This is a genomic window from Bifidobacterium sp. M3-N-101 (assembly GCF_023656805.1).
In the GTDB taxonomy this organism is placed as follows: Bacteria; Actinomycetota; Actinomycetes; order Actinomycetales; family Bifidobacteriaceae; genus Bifidobacterium; species Bifidobacterium breve.
Genome location: NZ_JAMOKQ010000001.1, coordinates 278,525 through 297,765 on the forward strand (window position 1 = coordinate 278,525; position 19,241 = coordinate 297,765).

13 protein-coding genes and 1 tRNA gene are annotated in these 19,241 nt (G+C 58.1%); 4 read left to right on the forward strand and 10 right to left on the reverse strand.

The window, feature by feature from the left end; genetic code table 11:
* Window positions 1-58: 58 nt before the first annotated feature.
* Together NBH12_RS01245 and metG are read right to left on the reverse strand one after the other, a co-directional pair.
* Window positions 59-352: a hypothetical protein gene (locus NBH12_RS01245; protein WP_054321871.1), complete on the reverse strand. Its 294-nt coding sequence runs from the start codon at window positions 350-352 to the stop codon at window positions 59-61.
* Window positions 353-860: 508 nt separating this feature from the next.
* Window positions 861-2,726 (reverse strand): methionine--tRNA ligase, encoded by a 1,866-nt coding sequence (gene metG / locus NBH12_RS01250; protein ID WP_015439308.1) that lies wholly within the window; start codon window positions 2,724-2,726, stop codon window positions 861-863.
* Window positions 2,727-3,002: 276 nt separating this feature from the next.
* On the opposite strand from metG, the gene NBH12_RS01255 reads away from it, so the two are divergent.
* Together NBH12_RS01255 and NBH12_RS01260 are read left to right on the forward strand one after the other, a co-directional pair.
* Window positions 3,003-3,635, forward strand: a complete 633-nt coding sequence (locus NBH12_RS01255) for a hypothetical protein (protein ID WP_014484400.1) — start codon at window positions 3,003-3,005, stop codon at window positions 3,633-3,635.
* A 137-nt stretch (window positions 3,636-3,772) separates the two neighbouring features.
* Window positions 3,773-3,973, forward strand: coding sequence for a variant leucine-rich repeat-containing protein (locus NBH12_RS01260; RefSeq protein WP_225851453.1), 201 nt, complete (start codon window positions 3,773-3,775; stop codon window positions 3,971-3,973).
* Between the two features lie 119 nt (window positions 3,974-4,092).
* On the opposite strand, the gene rsmI is transcribed toward NBH12_RS01260, so the two are convergent.
* The 3 genes from rsmI to NBH12_RS01275 form a co-directional block, all read right to left on the reverse strand.
* Window positions 4,093-5,112, reverse strand: a complete 1,020-nt coding sequence (gene rsmI / locus NBH12_RS01265) for a 16S rRNA (cytidine(1402)-2'-O)-methyltransferase (protein WP_198553962.1) — start codon at window positions 5,110-5,112, stop codon at window positions 4,093-4,095.
* Window positions 5,113-5,465: 353 nt separating this feature from the next.
* A tRNA-Ala gene (locus NBH12_RS01270) sits at window positions 5,466-5,538 on the reverse strand.
* Window positions 5,539-5,771: 233 nt separating this feature from the next.
* Window positions 5,772-7,190 (reverse strand): MFS transporter, encoded by a 1,419-nt coding sequence (locus tag NBH12_RS01275; protein ID WP_250819076.1) that lies wholly within the window; start codon window positions 7,188-7,190, stop codon window positions 5,772-5,774.
* 104 nt (window positions 7,191-7,294) lie between these two features.
* On the opposite strand from NBH12_RS01275, the gene NBH12_RS01280 reads away from it, so the two are divergent.
* Window positions 7,295-8,236: an FAD:protein FMN transferase gene (locus NBH12_RS01280; RefSeq protein ID WP_250819077.1), complete on the forward strand. Its 942-nt coding sequence runs from the start codon at window positions 7,295-7,297 to the stop codon at window positions 8,234-8,236.
* Window positions 8,237-8,244: 8 nt separating this feature from the next.
* On the opposite strand, the gene NBH12_RS01285 is transcribed toward NBH12_RS01280, so the two are convergent.
* The 3 genes from NBH12_RS01285 to NBH12_RS01295 form a co-directional block, all read right to left on the reverse strand.
* On the reverse strand, window positions 8,245-10,074 hold the full coding sequence (locus NBH12_RS01285) for an ABC transporter ATP-binding protein (RefSeq protein ID WP_250819078.1): 1,830 nt from the start codon (window positions 10,072-10,074) through the stop codon (window positions 8,245-8,247).
* Window positions 10,075-10,205: 131 nt separating this feature from the next.
* Window positions 10,206-12,074, reverse strand: coding sequence for an ABC transporter ATP-binding protein (locus NBH12_RS01290; RefSeq protein WP_065465466.1), 1,869 nt, complete (start codon window positions 12,072-12,074; stop codon window positions 10,206-10,208).
* A gap of 183 nt (window positions 12,075-12,257) precedes the next feature.
* Window positions 12,258-12,779 (reverse strand): MarR family winged helix-turn-helix transcriptional regulator, encoded by a 522-nt coding sequence (locus tag NBH12_RS01295; RefSeq protein ID WP_052790608.1) that lies wholly within the window; start codon window positions 12,777-12,779, stop codon window positions 12,258-12,260.
* A gap of 628 nt (window positions 12,780-13,407) precedes the next feature.
* On the opposite strand from NBH12_RS01295, the gene NBH12_RS01300 reads away from it, so the two are divergent.
* On the forward strand, window positions 13,408-13,620 hold the full coding sequence (locus tag NBH12_RS01300) for a DUF1684 domain-containing protein (RefSeq protein ID WP_250819086.1): 213 nt from the start codon (window positions 13,408-13,410) through the stop codon (window positions 13,618-13,620).
* Between the two features lie 87 nt (window positions 13,621-13,707).
* On the opposite strand, the gene NBH12_RS01305 is transcribed toward NBH12_RS01300, so the two are convergent.
* Both NBH12_RS01305 and NBH12_RS01310 read right to left on the reverse strand, forming a co-directional pair.
* Complete coding sequence (locus NBH12_RS01305) at window positions 13,708-15,231, reverse strand: amino acid permease (RefSeq protein ID WP_106641751.1); 1,524 nt, start codon at window positions 15,229-15,231, stop codon at window positions 13,708-13,710.
* A 252-nt stretch (window positions 15,232-15,483) separates the two neighbouring features.
* A complete protein-coding gene (locus NBH12_RS01310; RefSeq protein ID WP_502801741.1) occupies window positions 15,484-19,149 on the reverse strand; it encodes an ABC transporter permease in 3,666 nt (1,221 codons plus the stop codon).
* Between the last annotated feature and the right edge of the window lie 92 nt (window positions 19,150-19,241).

The following is a 19,241-nucleotide window of genomic DNA, read 5'->3' on the forward strand; positions in this document are numbered from 1 at the left end:
GCGGGAGCATATATTCGAATGCCCCTTCTCTCTGTTCAGAGAGGAGGGGCATTCACGTTTATTTACTGAGCTTTGGCGCCTCGTGCTTGGTGTAGCGGACCACGGCATCGGGAAATCCGGCGTGGATGTAGTCGGACAGCATCCGCAATAGTCGCTCGTCAAAGGTGTTCTGTTCATCGCTGCTGGCGTCGACCAGGATGAAATCCCATGAGTATTCGATGTCGCCGTCGTTGATGATGAGACCGCGGCCGGTGATCTTTGCGGCCAGCAACGCGGCAATCTGTATGGTGCCTCGCTTGACCAAGGCCGATTCCGCTTGAGTCAGGTTGCCCGGAAATGTGACGGTATACATGGTCTTCCCTTCGTTCAATGAACGCAACAGTTCCTCACCATAGGTAGAAGAAAACTCCGCCACAATTCGGGTCTCATCACGCAACCAGCAGTCAAAAAGAAGAAACCCGGCGGAGGGGGCCGCCGGGTGAGAGAGAAGAGAGAAGAAGGGTTCAGTTATGGGGTTCGGAAGAACCTCGCCACCGGTATGAACTTCATTCCGTTGACATGTTCTATATAACCGTCTCATTCTTGGGGATTCGATGTGCTTGTCTGGGAAAAGTCTTGGCAAACTGTGACGGGTTTGTAACGCTGCCCGACAACCGGCACAACTATGTCGGGTCTTACGCTCTGGGCATTCTCGTGTCCAAAGCCGAATGACACTATGAGCACAGGGGGCACCCCGCATCAAGAGCATGGACGCACAATGTGCCGGTCCTAATCGCACATAATGAAACGGGCCGCACCCCATCGCCACGCAATGCGGCGAAAGGAATGCGGCCCGTCAGCTATGGACTAACGACGTCGAATCACTCGGCGGCGAGCTTGGCCTTCTCGGCGGCCAGACGCTCGGCCTCGGCGGCGCGGCGAGCAGCCAACGCTTCATCGAAGCGAGCCAGCTCCTCTTTCACGGCCTCGGTCGGAATCTTGGCGAAGATCGGCGTGGGCTTAGGCACCACGGCGCCGACCTCGATCGCCTCGCTCTTCCACGGGTGCACGTTCACACCGAGCTCGTAGTTGCCGGTGATGATCGGGTACGTGAAGCCGGGCTTGTCGAGATCCTCGACTTCCTTGAGCTCGGGCAGCGGCGAGAACGTGCCGGCGCCGCCGAGCGCCTCCCACACTTTCTGCGCGGAATGCGGCAGGAACGGCGCGAGCAGATGGTTCGCGTCGGCCACGGCCTGAGCGGCCACGTGCAGCACGGTGCCGAGACGAGCCTGGTCGTCCTTAATCTTCCACGGTTCGGTGGCGGAAATGTACTTGTTGATGTCGCCGACCACGCGCATCGCCTCGGATAGGGCGTGCTTCTGGTGGTGGGTTTCGATGGAGGAGCCGACCACGTCGAACGCGGCGGAAGTCTCTTCCAGAAGGCCACGGTCTTCGTTGGTCATCGAATCCTCGTCCAGCGGCGGAATCTCGCCGAAGTTCTTGTTGATGAGGTTGGCCACGCGGTTGACCAGGTTGCCCCAGGAGGAAGCGAGCTCCTCGTTGTTGTGGCGCACGAACTCGGCCCAGGTGAAGTCGGAATCAGAGGATTCGGGGCCGGCCACGGAAATGTAGTAGCGCACGGCGTCCACGGGGTAGCGGGCGAGGATGTCCTTGACGTAGATCACGATGCCGCGGGAGGAGCTGAACTTCTTGCCTTCCATGGTCATGAACTCGCTGGCCACCACCTGCTCAGGCAGGTTGAGCGGACCCATCGGGCCGGTTTCGCCGCCCTTGGAGCCCTTGCCGTTGTATGCGAGCATTTCGGACGGCCAGATCTGGGAGTGGAAGGTGATGTTGTCCTTGCCCATGAAGTAGTAGGCCGGGCACTTCGGGTCGTTCCACCATTCGCGCCACTTCTCCGGGTCGCCTTGGCGGCGGGCCCATTCGATGGAGGCCGATAGGTAGCCGATCACGGCGTCGAACCACACGTACAGCTTCTTGTTCGGGTTGTCGATCCAACCCTTGACCGGCACCGGAATACCCCAGTCGATGTCGCGGGTGATGGCGCGCGGCTTGACTTCCTTGAACAGGCCAAGTGAGAAATTGATGACGTTGGTACGCCAGCCCTTGCGGGTCTCCAGCCAAGCCTTGTTGGCTTCGGCGAGCGCCGGCAGGTCGAGGAAGTAGTGTTCGGTCTGCTCAAAGCGCGGGGTTTCGCCGTTAATCTTGGAAACCGGGTTGATGAGATCGTCCGGGTCGAGTTCGTTGCCGCAGGCGTCGCACTGGTCGCCGCGCGCGCCTTCGGCATGACAGATCGGGCACTCGCCCTCGATGTAGCGGTCGGGCAGGGTACGGCCGGTGGAGGGGCTGATGGCCACCTGCTGGGTGCCCTTGTAGATGTAGCCGTTCTCCAAGCACTGCTTGAACATCTCCTGCACCACGTGCTCGTGATTGCCGGTGGTGGTGCGGGTGAACAGGTCGTAGCTCAGGCCGAGGTCGCACAGGTCCTTGGCGATCACACGGTTGTAGCGGTTGGCCAGCTCCTGGGCCGTGAGACCTTCCTTCTCCGCCTCAACGAGAATCGGGGTACCGTGCTCATCGGTGCCGGAGACCATGAGCACATCATTGCCTTTCATGCGCTCGTAACGCGCGTAAACGTCGGAGGGCACACCAAATCCTGCGACATGACCAATATGACGGGGGCCGTTAGCATACGGCCAAGCAACATTCACCAAAACATGACTCATAATGTTTGATTATCCGGCGCGGCGGGGACACGCCGGGCACACGCATAAGCAACGCGCGGAAAGCCCATCGAAATGCCGATGCACAGCACAAAGAGCATGCCTAAACATGTGGATTACCGACCATTGCGCAGCCCCTCAACAAACCGCCCACAGCATTGTCCACAATCTCGGCGCGGCAGTCGGAATTATCCACTTATCCACCGTTTTCGCCTATCCGGTAGCGCCCGAGCGCAAACTATGCGTATGGTCGGGCACATGAATGCACCAAATCGCTCGATGACGAGCACCATAGCCAACGCCGGCACCGCTCGGCACACCACCGTCAGCCCATCAGTGCCGCCCGTGCTGTTCACCAAAGATCTGCCCGGACCGCTCAGCTTAAGCCGGCTGGAAACATTCGGCACCATACGAAAGTTCGACGAATCCGCTGGCTACTGGAACGAACACGCCAGCACACTATATGGCCGCGCGATGATTGTCTCCACGGTCGCCCCGTTCGGAACCGTGGCGTGCGCGCTGACTGCCGCCTGGGTATGGCTTGGCGGTCCGGATTTTCCGAGAACCATTGACGTGATTTCCACTTCGCATTTTCGTTCGACTTCCGCAGGCCGCCGCATCCGCGTATTCAGGCGGGTCACGTCGCCAGAGCACATTATTCGACTGGGCAATCTTCCTGTCACCACACCGCAGCGTACAGCCTGTGATCTGGTGATGGGCATGGACGATGCGCCGGACCCGTCCGCCATCAATACGTTGGTATGCCGCTTGATGACCGCATACAGTTTCCGTGCCAGCGAATGCCTGCAAATCATCAAAGAGCACCGGCATCATAAGCATGCCGGTCGCGCACGGATATTTTTCGAATCATTACAACGGGAGTCCGAACCGGCCTTAGGGCAATGCGCATAACCGGCCGCCACGCTTCCCGGCGACTTGACCGTCTGCATCAAGCGCAGCGGCTACCGCGCGCTTCTGATATTCAATCGCATAGCCCACACGCGAGCGCTGCTGTCAATCATGATGCCCCACCATCGCCGCCAATCGCATTGACCCCATCCGTAGCCTGTTCGCCGGATACGCCAATCGAAGTGCTGTGGCATATCGCCCAGCATGCGCCCGAACTCAGGCGCTGGCTTATTGCCAATCCTCGGGCGGATGCGGCATTGTTGGAATTCATCTCGCAGGCGGGCGGACCAGGAGTGAAGCGGGCGCTGGCGGTTCTACTGGAATCGATGGAGGAGGAATAATGCTGCCGCAAGTCTCATCCCCCGGCAAATTACCGCGGAATCTCAATCATTACAGATGCCATCAATTATCCACGTCAATCGCAAGCGCCAACCAACGGCATCATGTAAATACGCGGATCCTACCCCTTAATCTCCAACACCGCCGCATACACTTGCTTGCGATTGGCCAGCGAACCATCGGCCAACGGATGCTCCTGCACCACCTGCGCGATGGCGTCCTTGATACGCAGGCCATCCTCCAACGCACGGTCGATAGCCAGCACGGCCATATCTTCCACGCTCAACGTGCTGGGCGCGGCGGCCTCGGACTCTTCACTGGAAGCGCCGCCGATGACCAGTACCATCTCGCCGCGCGGCGGATCGTCAATCACACTCTGGCGAATCTCTCCGATTGGACCTCGCCGGATTTGCTCATAATCCTTGGTGAGCTCCCGACACAGCGCCATCGGACGGTTCGGGCCGAATGCGTCAAGCAGATCATCCATCGAATCGGCGATGCGGTGAGGCGTCTCGTAAAACACAATGGTGCGGCGTTCGCCCAACAGTGTGCGTAGATATTGCACTCGTTCGGCATGCTTGCGCGGCAGGAATCCCTCGTAGCAGAAGCGATCGGTGGGCAGGCCGGAAAGGGCAAGCGCGTCAAGCACGGCAGAGGGGCCAGGCGCGCAGGTGACGGGCAGGCCGCGTTCAATGGCGCGGCGCACAATGGCCAGGCCTGGATCGTTGATGGTGGGCATGCCGGCGTCGGAAACGACGAGCACGGTCGCACCGGTTTCGACCTGATCAAGCAAACCGTCGGCCTTGTCTCGCTCGTTGTGATCGTGGTAGGCGACGACTCGACCGTTCACATAGACGCCGAGGCGGCGAGCCAGGTCGAACAGGCGGCGGGTGTCTTCTGCGGCTACGATGTCGGCGCGTTCCAAAAGAGCCACCAGACGAGCAGAAGCGTCGCCGACGTTGCCGATTGGGGTCGCAGCGAGTACCACAGTGCCAGCAGGAATAGTCACAGCCGACTCGCGAGTTTGGGAAGCGGCAGGTTCGCCGGCATCAATCCCATCGTTCCCATCGTTGCGTTCAAACACTTGTGCGACGCTCTGTTCAGCGTCACGCTGTTCATTCAACTCATCTGCGCTTGTCATACTCCCAGTATTGCCCAAGCCAAAGAGCAATCTACTGTGGGATCAGGAGCATTCTGCACTTCGAGGGGTTGATTTCACATGTTCCGGAGATCTACTTCCGTTTCGAGGGGCTCCCCAAACGTCAAAACGTGAGTAGGAACGGCCTGCTATCAATGATATTTCGCCGTTTTGGAGACATGTCTACTTAACGACCAGCCCCTTGAAACGGAGGTAGACCTCCAGCAAACACCAAATCAGCCCCTCGAAGTGCAGAATGACCCTTCACCAACGAGTTTTTTCTGCGCTTTGCATTTTTGAGGTCTACTTTCAAAATGAAAAGACCCTCTGCGGTGGAATGAATGCAGAGGGTCTCGTGGAGCTGACGGTAGTCGAAACCGCGACCTCTTCGATGCGAACGAAGCGCTCTACCAACTGAGCTACAGCCCCTTGGATGTTACTTTGCTCCGCAAAGCAACTCGCACAAATATAATACGGGGTGCAGTCAAACGCAATTCGGGCAGGGCGTCGGCAGACAGACTATTTTCCCAAAAATCTGGAAGAACGCACACTGAGCACACAGCAGTGCACATTTTCCAGACAAGAGCCGAAATAGTCTGAAAAACGTATGCCAGCTGGCTGGTCGAATCAATCAAGCCAATCCAGCCGCAACTGCACTATGCCTATGCCCCCAGCACGTGCAACACCTTCTTCTCGTTATAGAACGCGAACACAATGCCGCCCAATCCACACAGCACAGCCGCGCACACGGCGGCGATACGGTAGCCCGCGCCGGATGTCATGCCGATGGTGGACACTCCGGTGAACAGCAACATGGCCACGGACTGCCCCATTTTCATGGCAAAAGTACGAGCCGCGTAGAACATGCCCTGACGATCTTGGCCCGTGGTCTTGGAACTGGCATCGGCGATATTCGCCACGATGGCCTGCGGCAGGATGCCGAATGCAGCCATCGGAATCGCACCCACCACTGAAAGCGTCAGACCCTGGGCCATGGCCGGCATGAGGGCGAGTACACCGGAGCCGAGTGCACCGGCAAAGGCGAACGCGCAGGTGAAAATCACAAAAGCGATAAGCAACAAGCGCTTTTTGCCCACACGGTTAGCCAGGATATTGACCGGCAGATAGAACAGCACCGAGACGCCGGTCATGAGTACAAAGTAGATGGTCGTGGTGGTTTCCGGCAGTTTCAGCAGACTGGTCACGAAGAACGGCAGGCCGGTCTGGAACGTGGTGATGGCCACCCAGTAGACCACGTCGGAGCATACGAACTTGCGGAATTCACCGTCGGAAAAGGTCTGCTTCAGGGATTCAATGGTCGATTCGGAGGTGGGCTGCGAGTTGACGTAGTCCTTCTCACGAATGGCCAGCGGCGGCACAAGCATGCAGGCGAACGCCACGGCAGCCATGATGGTAAAGGTCACGCGGATGGCGGTGATGCGCCCCATCATCGGCACGAATGCGCCCCAAATCACCGGCGCCACATAGGCGATGGCGGTGCCGGCCACCCAGGTGAAGGAGATGGCGGTGGAGATGGTCAACTGCTGCTTGGAATCGTGACCGAGCTCGGCGATGAGCGCGTTGTACGGCGTGCAGTAGAACGTGAGGGCAATGTAGTAGCCGATAACAGTGACGAACAGGAATGCCGCGTTGACCCAACTGGTGCCGTTGATCGGACTCCAGAACACGAGTACGGTGACCACGGCGAGCGGCAGGGCCGCGAATTTCAGGAAGGGCATGCGGCGGCCGGCTTTGGAATCGCAGCGGTCGGACAGGGAGGCCACGGCCGGGTCCACGAAAGCATCAAAGAATCGGGCGAATGCGGTGATGCCTCCCACCACGGTTACTAGCCCAAGCACCACGAGACCCTGCGGCACGAACACGGTCTGGCCTTGGGAGATGGTCTCCTGATCGGGCTGGTAGAAGTAGACGAGCCAGTTGGAGATGATGCCGGAAAGCAGCGCCCAGCCGAACTGGCCGACCGCGAAGGCCCACACTTTGGCAATGGGCAAATCCTTGATAGTCGATTGCAACGAGCCACCGGACACATTCGTTGCACTTACCGCTGTTGCATTGTCCATTCTCATACCCTCCGAATCAACATTGACACAGTGTCAAGATTCAGTATACACCGCACAGCGCAGCGCCTTGCAGCCGCGCAGCCACACGCCCTACGATAGTAGGCATGACAGGCCTAACCGAGCAATTGCCGCACACCGCCGCATTCCCCAATGCCTTGGGAACCGGCCTGCTGTTGCATACCGCGAGCGCGCTGGGCGGTGACCTGCACCAGCACATCGAAGACCTCATTTCCGATTACGAAAACGTACTGTCTCGATTTAAAGGTGACTCGATTGTGGGTCAGATGCGCGTGGCCACGCACGGCGGCACATTCGATTTTCCTGACTGGACGCTGAATCTATTTGACCTGTATGACCACTTGTTTTCTGCTACCAATGGGGCGATTGACCCATGCGTGGGCGAAGATCTGATTCGGCTGGGATATGACAAATCATATTCATCTGTGAACGAACCCAATGCCGCTGAACACACAGGTGCGATTCATGGGCGGGCCACATGGGATCACGCCATCGAGCACCATGGCACAACGTTGGTTACGCATGGCCCGGTCGCACTCGACTTCGGCGCATGCGGCAAGGGCCATCTGGTGGATCTGATTGCGGAAAGGCTGGGGGTGGCCCAGAGCGACCTCCGATATGTCATCGACGCCGGCGGCGATTTGCTGGTGCACACGAGCGAACCAATCACCATCGCCCTTGAAGATCCCTCCGACCCGGCTAACGCCGTCGGTGTGGCAGAGATTAGCCAAGGCGCGTTCTGCGCAAGCTCCCCCAGCCGCCGACACTGGACCGATGCCGCCGGCCATCAACTCCACCATCTGCTCAACGCCATCGACGGTGTGCCGGTTAACAGCGTAGCCGCCACATGGGTTGCCGCTACGCCGCCATCTTTGGCTACCGCCCAAGCTGACGGCCTTGCCACCGCCCTCTTCACCACCCCGGCCGCCCAACTGCGCGCACACTTTCCATTCGAATGCGCCATCCTCACCGCCGACCGCTCCGCTGCCCAGTCTCCCGATTTTCCGGGCAGCTTTTTCATGCGATAGTTCAGCCGTCAGCCCGCCAACGCGAACTGGCTGTTGTATAAATCAGCGTAGAAGCCATCAGCAGCCAGCAACTCCTCATGCGTGCCGCGTTCGATCACATCGCCGTGATTCATGACGAGAATCATGTCGGCGTCGCGAATCGTGGAGAGGCGGTGCGCAATCACGAAGGAGGTACGGTCCACGGTCAACGCGTCCATGGCCTTCTGAATCAACTCTTCAGTACGGGTATCGACCGAAGATGTGGCCTCATCGAGGATCAGAATCGGTGCGTCCTGTACCATTGCGCGGGCAATGGTGAGCAGCTGCTTCTGGCCGGCGGACAGCGACGAATTCTCGTCGAGCACGGTGTCGTAGCCATTCGGCAGCGACATGATGTAGTGGTGCAATCCCACAGCTTTGCATGCGCTGATGATCTGCTCATCCGTAACGCCCGGCTTGGAGTAGGCGATGTTCTCGCGCACAGTGCCATTAAAGATCCAGGTATCCTGCAGCACCATGGAGAACTGGTCGTGCACATTCCAGCGCGGCACGGACTTGGTGTCCACGCCGTCGATGGCGATCGAGCCACCGGCAATCTCGTAGAAGCGCATAAGCAGGTTGACCATAGTGGTCTTACCGGCACCGGTCGGACCCACAATAGCAACCTTCTGACCGGAGGAGACAGAAGCGGAGAAGTCGTTGATAATCGGCTTGCCGGCCTCATATTCAAAGCGCACGTGACTGAATTCCACATCGCCGTGCACCTCATGGCCTTGAGCGCCAAGCAGCGCCTGCTTGCCGGATTCGTCAGCCATTTCCGACTCTTCGAGGAATCCGAATACGCGTTCGGATGCGGCGGCGCAACGCTGCAGGTTCTGGAACGCCTGCGCAAACTGCGAGAGCGGCTGCGTAAACAGGCGGATATACATCATGAACGCCACGATCACGCCGAATTCGATCTGGCCGTCCATGGCGAGCGCGGCACCCACCACGCACACCACCACATAGCCGAAATTACCGACGAAGTTCATCAGCGGCATCATCAGACCAGACAAGAACTGCGACTTCCAGCCGGAATCGTACAGATCCGCGTTGTAGCGCTCGAACCGACGAATAGAATCTGCCTCGCCGTTGTATGCCTTGACGATGGTGTGACCGGCGTACATCTCCTCCACATGGCCGTTCACATCACCCAACGCGACCTGCTGGCGGGTGAAGTACTTTTGCGAGACCTTCATAATGACCATCATGATGATCAGGCCGATGATGCTTGAACCGATTGCGCACAGCGCCATGATCCAGTTGTTGTAGAACATCATGACCAATGCGCCCACGAACAGCGTCGCGGATGTGATCAGCGATCCGAGCGACTGGCCCAGCGTCTGGCCGATAGCGTCCACATCGTTGGTGACGCGAGAAAGCACGTCGCCGTAGCTGACTTTGTCGAAGTAACTGAGCGGCAGCTTGTTGATCTTCTTGCTGATCGACTCACGCAACTCCTGCGCAGTGCGCTGCGTAACGGTGGCCATCATCCAGCTCTGAATGTAGCTGAGCAACGCGTAGCCCACATACAGCACCACAAGCAGCCAGCCGATACGAGCAACCGCGCCCATGTCGATGGAATTGAGCACCGGCTTGCCATGCACTACCGCAGGCAGACCTTTGGTGATCTCATTGGTCATGTCCTTGAGCTTGTCCGGGCCGATAATCTGGCAGATGGTGCCAGCCGCGCCCAGCACAAGCGCGATGATGATGGCAGGAACGTATTTGTGGCAAAAGCGGACGAGTTTGCCCATGACTTTGCCGAAATCCTGTGGTTTTTCGACCGCACCTCCGCGGCCCATAGGTCCTCTTGGCATTGTTTCTTAAGTCCTTTGTCTCTTGGCTCTCCTCTGAAGGGGAGCTGTCACGAAGTGACTGAGAGGAGGCTTCAGAGACCACCCTCAGTCTCGCTATGCTCGACAGCTCCCGCCAGCGGGAGCCATCTAAGTTACGCAGTCAGTTCCGATTCACTCAGCTGGGATTCGGCAATCTGTCGGTACACTTCGCAGTTCTCGAGCAACTCCTTGTGTGTGCCTTGCCCCACAACCTTGCCCTCGTCAAGCACCACGATGCGATCGGCGTTCATGATCGTGCCGATGCGCTGGGCCACGATGAGCTTGGTGGAATCCTTGGCTTCCTCGGCGAGCGCGTCTCGCACCGCACGGTCGGTTTTGAAGTCGAGCGCAGAGAACGAGTCATCGAAAATCAGGATTTCCGGATGACGGTAGACGGCGCGGGCGATGGACAGACGCTGCTTCTGGCCACCGGACACGTTCGAGCCGCCTTGTGCGATCGGCGAATCGAATCCGCCGTCCATGCGGTTGACGAATTCGCTGGCCTGGGCCACGTCGGCAGCGGCCTTGACACGGCTCATCTGTTCGTCTGTCAACTTGCCGTCGTTGGCGGCATCGGCGGCCAGCTGAAGCGCCTCACGCTTACGGCCGGCGGGAGTGGAGGTATCCGCCAGTTCGACCGTGTCGTTCTCGCCGGGCTTGTCGCCGTAGCTGATGTTGCCGGCCACGGTGCCCTTGAACAGCACGGAGCGCTGCGGCACGTAGCCGATTTTGTCTCGCAGGGCGACCATGTCATAGTCGCGCACGTCCACACCGTCGACGAGCACTTGCCCGGCGGATACGTCGTAGAAGCGCGGCACGAGATTAATCAGCGACGACTTGCCCGAGCCGGTAGAGCCGATGAACGCCACGGTCTGGCCCTTCTCGGCTTTGAAGTTGATGCCCTGCAGCATGGCCTCGCGCGAATCCGGGTAGGTGAAGCTCACGTTCTTGAATTCCACAGTGCCCGTCTGCCCGGTCTTTGCGATATCGGCCGCGCGCTTGGTGCCGTTTTTCACAATCGGCTCGGTGTTGAGCACTTCCATCACGCGCTGTGCGGACACGTCGGCGCGCGGCCAAAGCACGAATACCATGCTCATCAGCAGGAAGCTCATAATCACCTGCACGGAGTAGCTGGAGAACACCACCATGTTGGAGAACACGGTGAGCTTGTCGGTAAGCTCGGCGGCCTCGATCAGGTAGGCGCCAATCCAGTAGACGGCGAGCATAAGGCCGTTCATCACCGTGTTCATCAGCGGCATCATGATGGCCATGGTGCGGTTGGTGAACAGCTGCGTATCGGTCAGATCCTTGTTCGCCTTGGTGAATTTGGACTCCTGGTAGTCCTCGGCGTTGTAGGCGCGCACCACCCGCAGACCAGTGAGATTCTCGCGGGCCACGAGGTTGATGTTATCGGTGAGCCTCTGCATGGCCTTGAACTTCGGCATGACCATCGCCATGAGGATTACGACCGCGACCAGCAGGATCACGACCGCTATGGCCGTGGCGACCGTCCATTCGAAGCCCTCGCCGGCAATCTTGCAGACAGCCCACACGGCCATGATCGGCGACTTGACAATGAGCTGCAGACCCATGGTGATGAACATCTGGATTTGCGTGATGTCGTTGGTGGAGCGGGTGATGAGACTGGCCGTGGAGAACTTGCTCATTTCGGCCGGGCCGAAGGATTCGACCTTACGGAATTCGAGCGAGCGCAGGCGCTGGCCGAAGCTGGAGGCCACGCGCGCCGCGATATAGCCGGTGATGATCGCGCAGGCGACCGAGCCGAGCGAGACCAGCAGCATTTTGCCGCCGGCGACCCAGATGTCCGCCATTGCGCTGCCCGGCGTCTCGACCAGGGTGGTGATGTCTGACATATAATCGGGCAGTTCGAGGTCGAACCAGATTTGCCCGACGATGGACACTAAGGCGATAAGCATCTGACCGATCTCCGCTTTGGAGAGGTATTTCATGATGCGAAACATTGGTTTCCCCTTGTGTTGGTTGGTTATTGGGTTATTAACTATTTGATTTGTGGATTGATTGAGTTATCGATACTTATTGATTCACGATGTCTTAATAGTTTTCATTATTTGATTACTTACACCGTAAGATATTACGCGCAATTCTGCATGTTCGCTGCGAGCATCATCAATCATGCGTGCCGATCAGCCCTCAGCATGTTTGGCCGCCATGTGCTCCGCCACGCGCTTATCCCGCTCGGCAAACGCCCCCCGCACTTGCTCAGGAGTAGGACGCGGCTGGCCGGGATGGCAAATCGACATGTACGTGGTGAATTCTGAAAGCAAATCAACGAATTCGCGCGTGCGACGCTCCCCCATCTGCGAGAAGATCCAGCAGATTGCGGAACGCATCTCATCAATCATTCGACGAGACTCCTCACGCCCGGAATCAGTAAGGCTCACGCGGATGATGCGCCGATCATTAGAATCAATGTCGCGCGTAATCCAGCCCTTCTTTTCCAATGATGACAGCACGGTGGAGATACGGCCTGAGCTGGCTTGAAGCGCAGTCGCCAACTGCGACGGCGTCTGGGTGCCCTTGAGGGACAACTCCCGAAGCACGAACTGCTCTCCATGGGCGCCGCGCGTGAATTCCCTCTGCATTTTCGAACGATTGCCCCATACGCTGGCATACAGCTCGCCGACCGCTTCCTGCTCGAATCCCATATCGAAGCACCATCCATTTCACGCACCATGCGGCAGTGCACCGCAAACATCCCAAAGAATATCTCACACCGTAAACAATTCACCATTGAGAGTAATCTAGGCAGATCCGTCGCCCCAGCTGTTCACGAGACCACAAAAACGATAGAGCACCTGTAAAAAACGAATCAATACACAGCACCTATACATTGCAACGATTCCGGGCTACATATGGAGTCAAGAAAGAGCTGGCACGGAAGCCAGACCACCGAGGGGGGGGGGGAATCATGATTCGAGGAATGAATCTATGCAGCATTGCTGGATGCACGCATGAGGCTGGGGAAGCGGGCATGTGCAGCATGCATTTCACATCGGCACTAGTGCACGGGGCATTGCGCTACCCGGGCAGCGGTCGTCCGTCGCATAGCTGACCCATGCGCGACGCCCTTCTCTAAGGCTGAGCCGTTGTTAGACGACTAAAGGGGAAATAGCGCCACAACTGAACCATCCATTGCGACGCCACCCCCTTCGGCCGAATACCTATATATCGATATCGTCTACTCCAGATCACGCGTGAAATAGACCACGTCGGGACGCCTACATATTCTTCTCCGACGAGACGAGCGGCACCGAGACCGCCGGCATCGGCCGCATTTACGAATTGACGGCCGCGGATATCCTCACGCTGGACCATATTGACTTCAACTACCCGTGCGCGTTCAGCCTGTTCTGCACCTGCCCAATCCCATCCAAGCGCAACCATTTGCCGTTTGTGGTCACGGCCGGAGAGAAGACACCAGGAATATCAGTACTGATTTCAGCATTTGCTTGGCACCCTTCTGAAGAGGGGAGCTGTCTTCGTTAGACGACTGAGGGGAGTCCCGGTGCCACCGCGACTCCCCTCAGTCTCGCTACGCAATCCAGCTCCCCTCAGGGAGGGGGAGCCAAAAACCTACTCCTTATGCTCTAGCGCGGCCTTCAAATCACGACTGCGGTAACGCTCGCGCAACAGCGAGAAGCCACCGAAGCCAATCAACCACACCAAGCCGGCAATCGCGGAATTGCGCGTATCGTCCGCCAAGAACAGCGTCAGATAAATAAACACGAAGAACACAATCGCCACTGTGTTCAGCACCTTCCATGCAGGCATCACGAAACCGTCCGGGATGAAGTCGTCCGAACGACGGTACTTCCGGTGTGCCACCAGCGTCAGAATGTAAATAAATAGGAATACCGCGGAACTGGCAGACGAGAACAGCACGAACGCACCGGAAACACCTGGAATGGCGTTAACAATCGGCGAGAGCAGAATCAGCACTGCAGACACCAGAATTGCGCGCGCCGGCACTTTGCGATCAGAAACCTGCCCAATCTTGTTGAGCATCGGGCTCGGCGACACCTCGGACAGCTGGTACAGGTGGCGGCCGGCGGAATACAACAGCGAATTGAGCGACGAGGACGCGGCGGTGATCACCACGAAGAACACCAGGGCGGACGCCCAGTTCAGCCCGGCGTACTGGAACACCATGATGAACGGGGAGGCAAAGGAGCCGTCCTCGTTCGGCTTGAACGAGGTCCACGGCACGATGCACATGATGGCCACCAGTGCGCCCACATAGAAGATGAGCACACGCACGATGATCTCGTTGACGGCTTTGGGCAGCACCTCACGAGGATTCTTGGTCTCGGAGACGGTGACGCCCACGAACTCGAGCAGCTCATAGGCGAAGAACACCATCTGGAAGCTCATGAGGAAGGCCATCCAGCCGTTCGGGGCGAACGAGAAGCCGGCGAACAGGTTGTCGAGTCCGGCGTGACCCGCCGGGCTCACATGATCCACGCCGTGAATCCGCGCGGCCGGGTACTGGTAGCCGACCACGATCATGACCACGGCGGTGACGATCATCGCGCCGATCAGCGTGATCTTGATCATCGAGAACCAGAACTCCACCTCGCCGAACACCTTGACGGCGATCAGGTTGACGGACACCAGCGACACCAGGAAACACAGCTCGATCAGCCATTTCCAATGGGTCAGGTCGATGCCGAACGTGTCGAAGAAGGTGATGAAGTACGTGGAGACGGCCGTGATCTCGGTCATGCCCAGCAGCACGAGCGCGGCCCAATACGTCCAGCCTGCGAAATGCCCCCATCCGTTGCCCAGGTAGCGGGTGATGAAATTGATGAAGGTGTGCTGGCTGGGGTCGCGGTACATCATCTCGCCGATGGCGCGCATCAGGAAGAACATGATGACGCCGACCAGGATATACACGAAGACGATCGAGGGGCCGGTCAGCGAGATCGATTTGCCGGAGCCCAGGAACAGGCCGGTGCCGATAGTGCCGCCGATGGCGATGAACTGTACATGGCGGTTGCTGAGGCCTCGTTCCATCGCATTGGTCTGATCAAGGCTCTCGACGGACTTGAGCTTGCTCCCGGACTGCTGCGCGTTACCGTTCGCATTTGTATCGGCCATACTGATTTCGTTTCTCTTCTCTGCCGCTCGGCCCTGTTCACGCCGACTACGGCACTCGTTCAATGCAAGTTCAAACTGTATCACCGATAGATGTCGCGAAAATCGCCTAGCTCACGAACGCACGTGATGATACCGCGAACATTAGGCCAAAAAGTTCAATTCATCGCCAAGAAATTGAACTTTCTCCATCTTGTCTTCTCTCCCCCAGTCAGCTTCGCTGACAGCCCCTCATCAGAGGGGGCTCAAGCAAGGTCATTCCACGGACTTGAGCGAACTGACCGGCTCAATTCGGTCAAGCACTGGGTTGGTGAACAGCTGCACCAGCAGCGCGAATGCCAACGTGGCCGCCACAGCAATCGCATAGCTGTACCAATGCACTTCCACTTCAAAGTACAGTGACGGCATATTCAGTGCAGCCGTCAGAAGCCCGCCAATCCAGCGACCGAGCGGCAATCCGACCACCACTCCCATGCCGGTCAGAATCATCATCTCGCGATTCACGTAGTTGTGCACTTCACGGTCATAGAAGCCCAGCACCTTAAGCGTGGCCATCTCGCGTACGCGCTCGGATACGTTCGTGTTGGCCAGCGTAAACAGCACCACCAACGCCAATCCGCCGGCAAGCCCCACAATCAGCGCCACCACGGCGGCCATCAAATCGAATTTGAACGTAGCCTCCAGATGCGCACAACTCACGGCCTTCACCACCGACGATTCCTCACCCAGCCGATCCGCATACTCGGCCTGTTCCCCATCGGGACCCTTCAGTTTGGCAAGCATCGCGTTCCAAGTCAGAGTGGAAGACTCACCATCCGAGGCAGATGAGTCAATGTCATGTGCCGCAAATTTCTGGTCGTACAGCCGCTCACTGATGTACACATCGGATCCGATGAGGTTGCGCACCACCGCGGCGACCTTTATCTTAGCGCGGCTGCTACCGCCGTTGCTCACGGTAACGGTATCGCCAGTGTGCACGCCCAACGAATTGGCAGCGGATTGCGCCACAATCACACCACTGTCATCCAGCGTCACAGTGCCGCCACCTGATGCGCCGAAGAAGTTAGGCAGTCCAAACCACCCCTCATCGCCGGCCTCTTCCAAGGTGACCATATCGTTCAATTTGTTCAGCGAATTATTGGGTACCGCCATCAACTGGATGGTTTCGCTTTCCTGAGCAGCATTGCTCATCTCCGCACTATCCACGCGCAAGTTCAACGTTTCGGTGGTCCGCCCATCCTTTTTGACCTGCTTGCGCATCGCGGCCGCATCATCGTCATTCGACACCACCATCAAGTCGTATTGATAGATCTGCCCATACTGTTTGACGCCGATGGTGTCCACGGTGTCGTTAATCGCAAATCCGCAGATAATCAGTGCAGTGCAGCCGGCCACACCACCCACGGTCATCAACAGGCGCGACTTGAACCGGAAGATATTGCGTGCGGTGACCTTGCCCAAGAAGCTCAGCCTGTTCCATACCGGCCTGATACGTTCCAGCAGAATACGGGCGCCGGCCTTTGGCGCTTTCGGTCGCATCAGCGCGGCAGGTGTGTGCCGAATTTCGCTACGACAGGCAAGTGCGGTGGCCACACCCACACCAACCACGAACAATAGGATGCCGGCGGTGCCGTACCCCCAGTCGTATTCAAGCCGCACGTCCGGCAATATATACAGCCCTTTAATCACAATCAGTAGGAATGCCGGGATACCAAGGAACCCGACCAGCAGGCCTATGCCACCACCGACTAGGCAAGCGAGCAACGCGAACAGCAAGTATCGCAGAGAAACGACCATGCCGCCATAGCCAAGACCCAGATACGTGCCGATAAGTCCGCGATCTTCTTCGACCATGCGGGTCATGGTGGTCAAGCTCATCAGCACGGCGACCAGCAAGAACACCACCGGGAATGCGCGGCCTATGGACTCGATGGAGCTGACGTCTGACTTGAGCGAACTGAATCCATCGATTGAGGAACGCGTCTGCACGTACCAGCGCGCGTTGGCCACGTCGTCGATACAGCGCTGCTGTTTGGCGAACTCGCTCTCCGCCTCGCTGCGTTTCTCATCCAGCTCTTGTTGGGCATCCTCCAGCTGCTGTTTGCCGTCCTCAAGCTGCTGTTCTCCGTCTTTCAGCTGCTTTTCACCCTCTTCAAGCTGCTGTTTGCCGCCGGCCAGTTGCGCGGCCTGCGCTTCAAGCTGCGCCGACCGCGTTTCCAGTTGTGCGGCATTCGATTCGAGCTCGGTTAACTTGGCGTTGAGCTCCGCTTCTCCGGCTGCAGCTTCCTGTTCTTTGGCCGTTAACTGCGCATTCTGCTGGTCCAAGGTGTTCTGCGCGGGGGCAATCGTGCCATCCAAGGTTTGCTGCAGTTCGGTTTTTTGCTTGATCGCGTCGCTGCGCTGCGATTGCAGTTCATTCCGTTTGGCATCTAACTGTTGTCTCAGCGCACTGATGGACGGCACGTCGGGCACAGTGATTCCCAGACTGGCGAGCAGCTGTTTCACAGTCTGCCATGTGGATGAATCGACATCGATATTCGGATCGAGCTGGGATAGCAGATCATCGGCTTGCTGGATAAGCTGCAGCATCTGGTCAAGTTGTGCCACACCTTGGTCGATTTGCGCAATGCCTTGTTCGACCTTGCTCCGGTTGGCGGTCAGCTCAGCCTGCGCGGCATCGAGTTGTTGCCTGGCGCTGGCGAGTTGGGCTTTGCCGGACTCGAGCTGCGCGCGGGCACCGGCTATCTGCTGACGGCCTTGTGCAATCTGCTGACGCGCGGAAGCTATTTGCGCGCGGCCCTCGGCTATTTGCCGCTCGCCGTCAGTGATGGAGGCTTTGTTCTGTTCGAGTTGCGTTCGGCTCTCTGCGAGCTTCGTCTCGTTGGCCTTCAGCTCAGCACGATTACCGTCGATCTGCTGCTGGCCTTCGTCAAGCTGCTTGAGCGCATCGGCCTTGGCTGCATCGAGCGTATTCTGGGCGCTTGTGACGATTTGTTGGCGGCGGGCTTTCTGCCGCTGGGTTTGTATCTGACTCTCGATGCGGTCGGCCACGGTTTTGATTGCGGCATCGTAGTCATCGGAGAACGTATCATATTGGGACGCGCCTGCGACCGCAATGGATATTGCGGTGTATACGTTGCCGGTCACGCCATCGCTGGGCGCAAAGAACACGTAATCCTCGGACGAGGTGGACCGGAACGCGGTCATGCCGGAATAGCCGGCTGGATTGTTGAGGTCGCTTGGGTCAAGCACTACTGCGGTAATGGTGAGTTCGGTGGGGAACTGCGGGGACTGCTCTTTTTCGTTGTTGCTCGTGGTGGCGTCTTCCGCAGCACCCACGGTGTCCGTATCTCCATCAGAGCTTTTACCGGAGCCGCTGTTGCTCTTATCCTCTGCGCCCACCAGAACGGTTGAGGATGCGGACCGCGGCGTCACAGTGAGGTCATCGCCAATCTCAAGCCCGCTGTCGTTGAGGAATTGCTGCGTAACCGCCACTTCGCCGGCCTTGCTCGGCATATCCCCTTGCTGCAGATACGGCTGGTCCAAACCTTCGGTGCCGATTTCCTGCATGGTGACGGTCTTCTTCGTGCCTTTCACCGTAGCGGTCACCGTCTGCGAGCGCTCCGGCTGCACGGTTTCCACACCTTCGACGCGACGCAACGCCGCCGCATCGTCACCGGTCAAACCGTAGGTGGATAGCACCTGCAAGTCGTGCAGTCCTTGCTGATCGTAAAAGCGGCTTGCAGCCAGAAAGGCATCACGGCAACCGGCGTAGATGCCGGTCAGCACGGCCACACCGAGTAGGGTGATGACGGCGATAGACACGAATCGTTTCCAGCTGCGCAGCCAACAACGCAAGGCATCTTTGACAAACACGGCGGAGACGCTGGATCCGCGATCATCGGATTCAGATTGTTTCACGGGACGTTTCACAGATTGGCTTCTCGGTTTCACGAGATGTTTCACAGGTCGGCCACCCGGGAAGCCGGTATGAGAATGCCTTGCCGTTGCCA

What these genes read in the sequence shown, in the direction of transcription:
- NBH12_RS01275 (WP_250819076.1), bottom strand. Translation starts at nt 7,190, where the DNA reads ATGGACAATGCAACAGCGGTAAGTGCAACGAATGTGTCCGGTGGCTCG.
- NBH12_RS01245 (WP_054321871.1), bottom strand. Translation starts at nt 352, where the DNA reads ATGTATACCGTCACATTTCCGGGCAACCTGACTCAAGCGGAATCGGCC.
- NBH12_RS01255 (WP_014484400.1), top strand. Translation starts at nt 3,003, where the DNA reads ATGACGAGCACCATAGCCAACGCCGGCACCGCTCGGCACACCACCGTC.
- NBH12_RS01305 (WP_106641751.1), bottom strand. Translation starts at nt 15,231, where the DNA reads ATGGCCGATACAAATGCGAACGGTAACGCGCAGCAGTCCGGGAGCAAG.
- metG (WP_015439308.1), bottom strand. Translation starts at nt 2,726, where the DNA reads ATGAGTCATGTTTTGGTGAATGTTGCTTGGCCGTATGCTAACGGCCCC.
- NBH12_RS01285 (WP_250819078.1), bottom strand. Translation starts at nt 10,074, where the DNA reads ATGCCAAGAGGACCTATGGGCCGCGGAGGTGCGGTCGAAAAACCACAG.
- NBH12_RS01290 (WP_065465466.1), bottom strand. Translation starts at nt 12,074, where the DNA reads ATGTTTCGCATCATGAAATACCTCTCCAAAGCGGAGATCGGTCAGATG.
- NBH12_RS01295 (WP_052790608.1), bottom strand. Translation starts at nt 12,779, where the DNA reads ATGGGATTCGAGCAGGAAGCGGTCGGCGAGCTGTATGCCAGCGTATGG.
- rsmI (WP_198553962.1), bottom strand. Translation starts at nt 5,112, where the DNA reads ATGACAAGCGCAGATGAGTTGAATGAACAGCGTGACGCTGAACAGAGC.
- NBH12_RS01280 (WP_250819077.1), top strand. Translation starts at nt 7,295, where the DNA reads ATGACAGGCCTAACCGAGCAATTGCCGCACACCGCCGCATTCCCCAAT.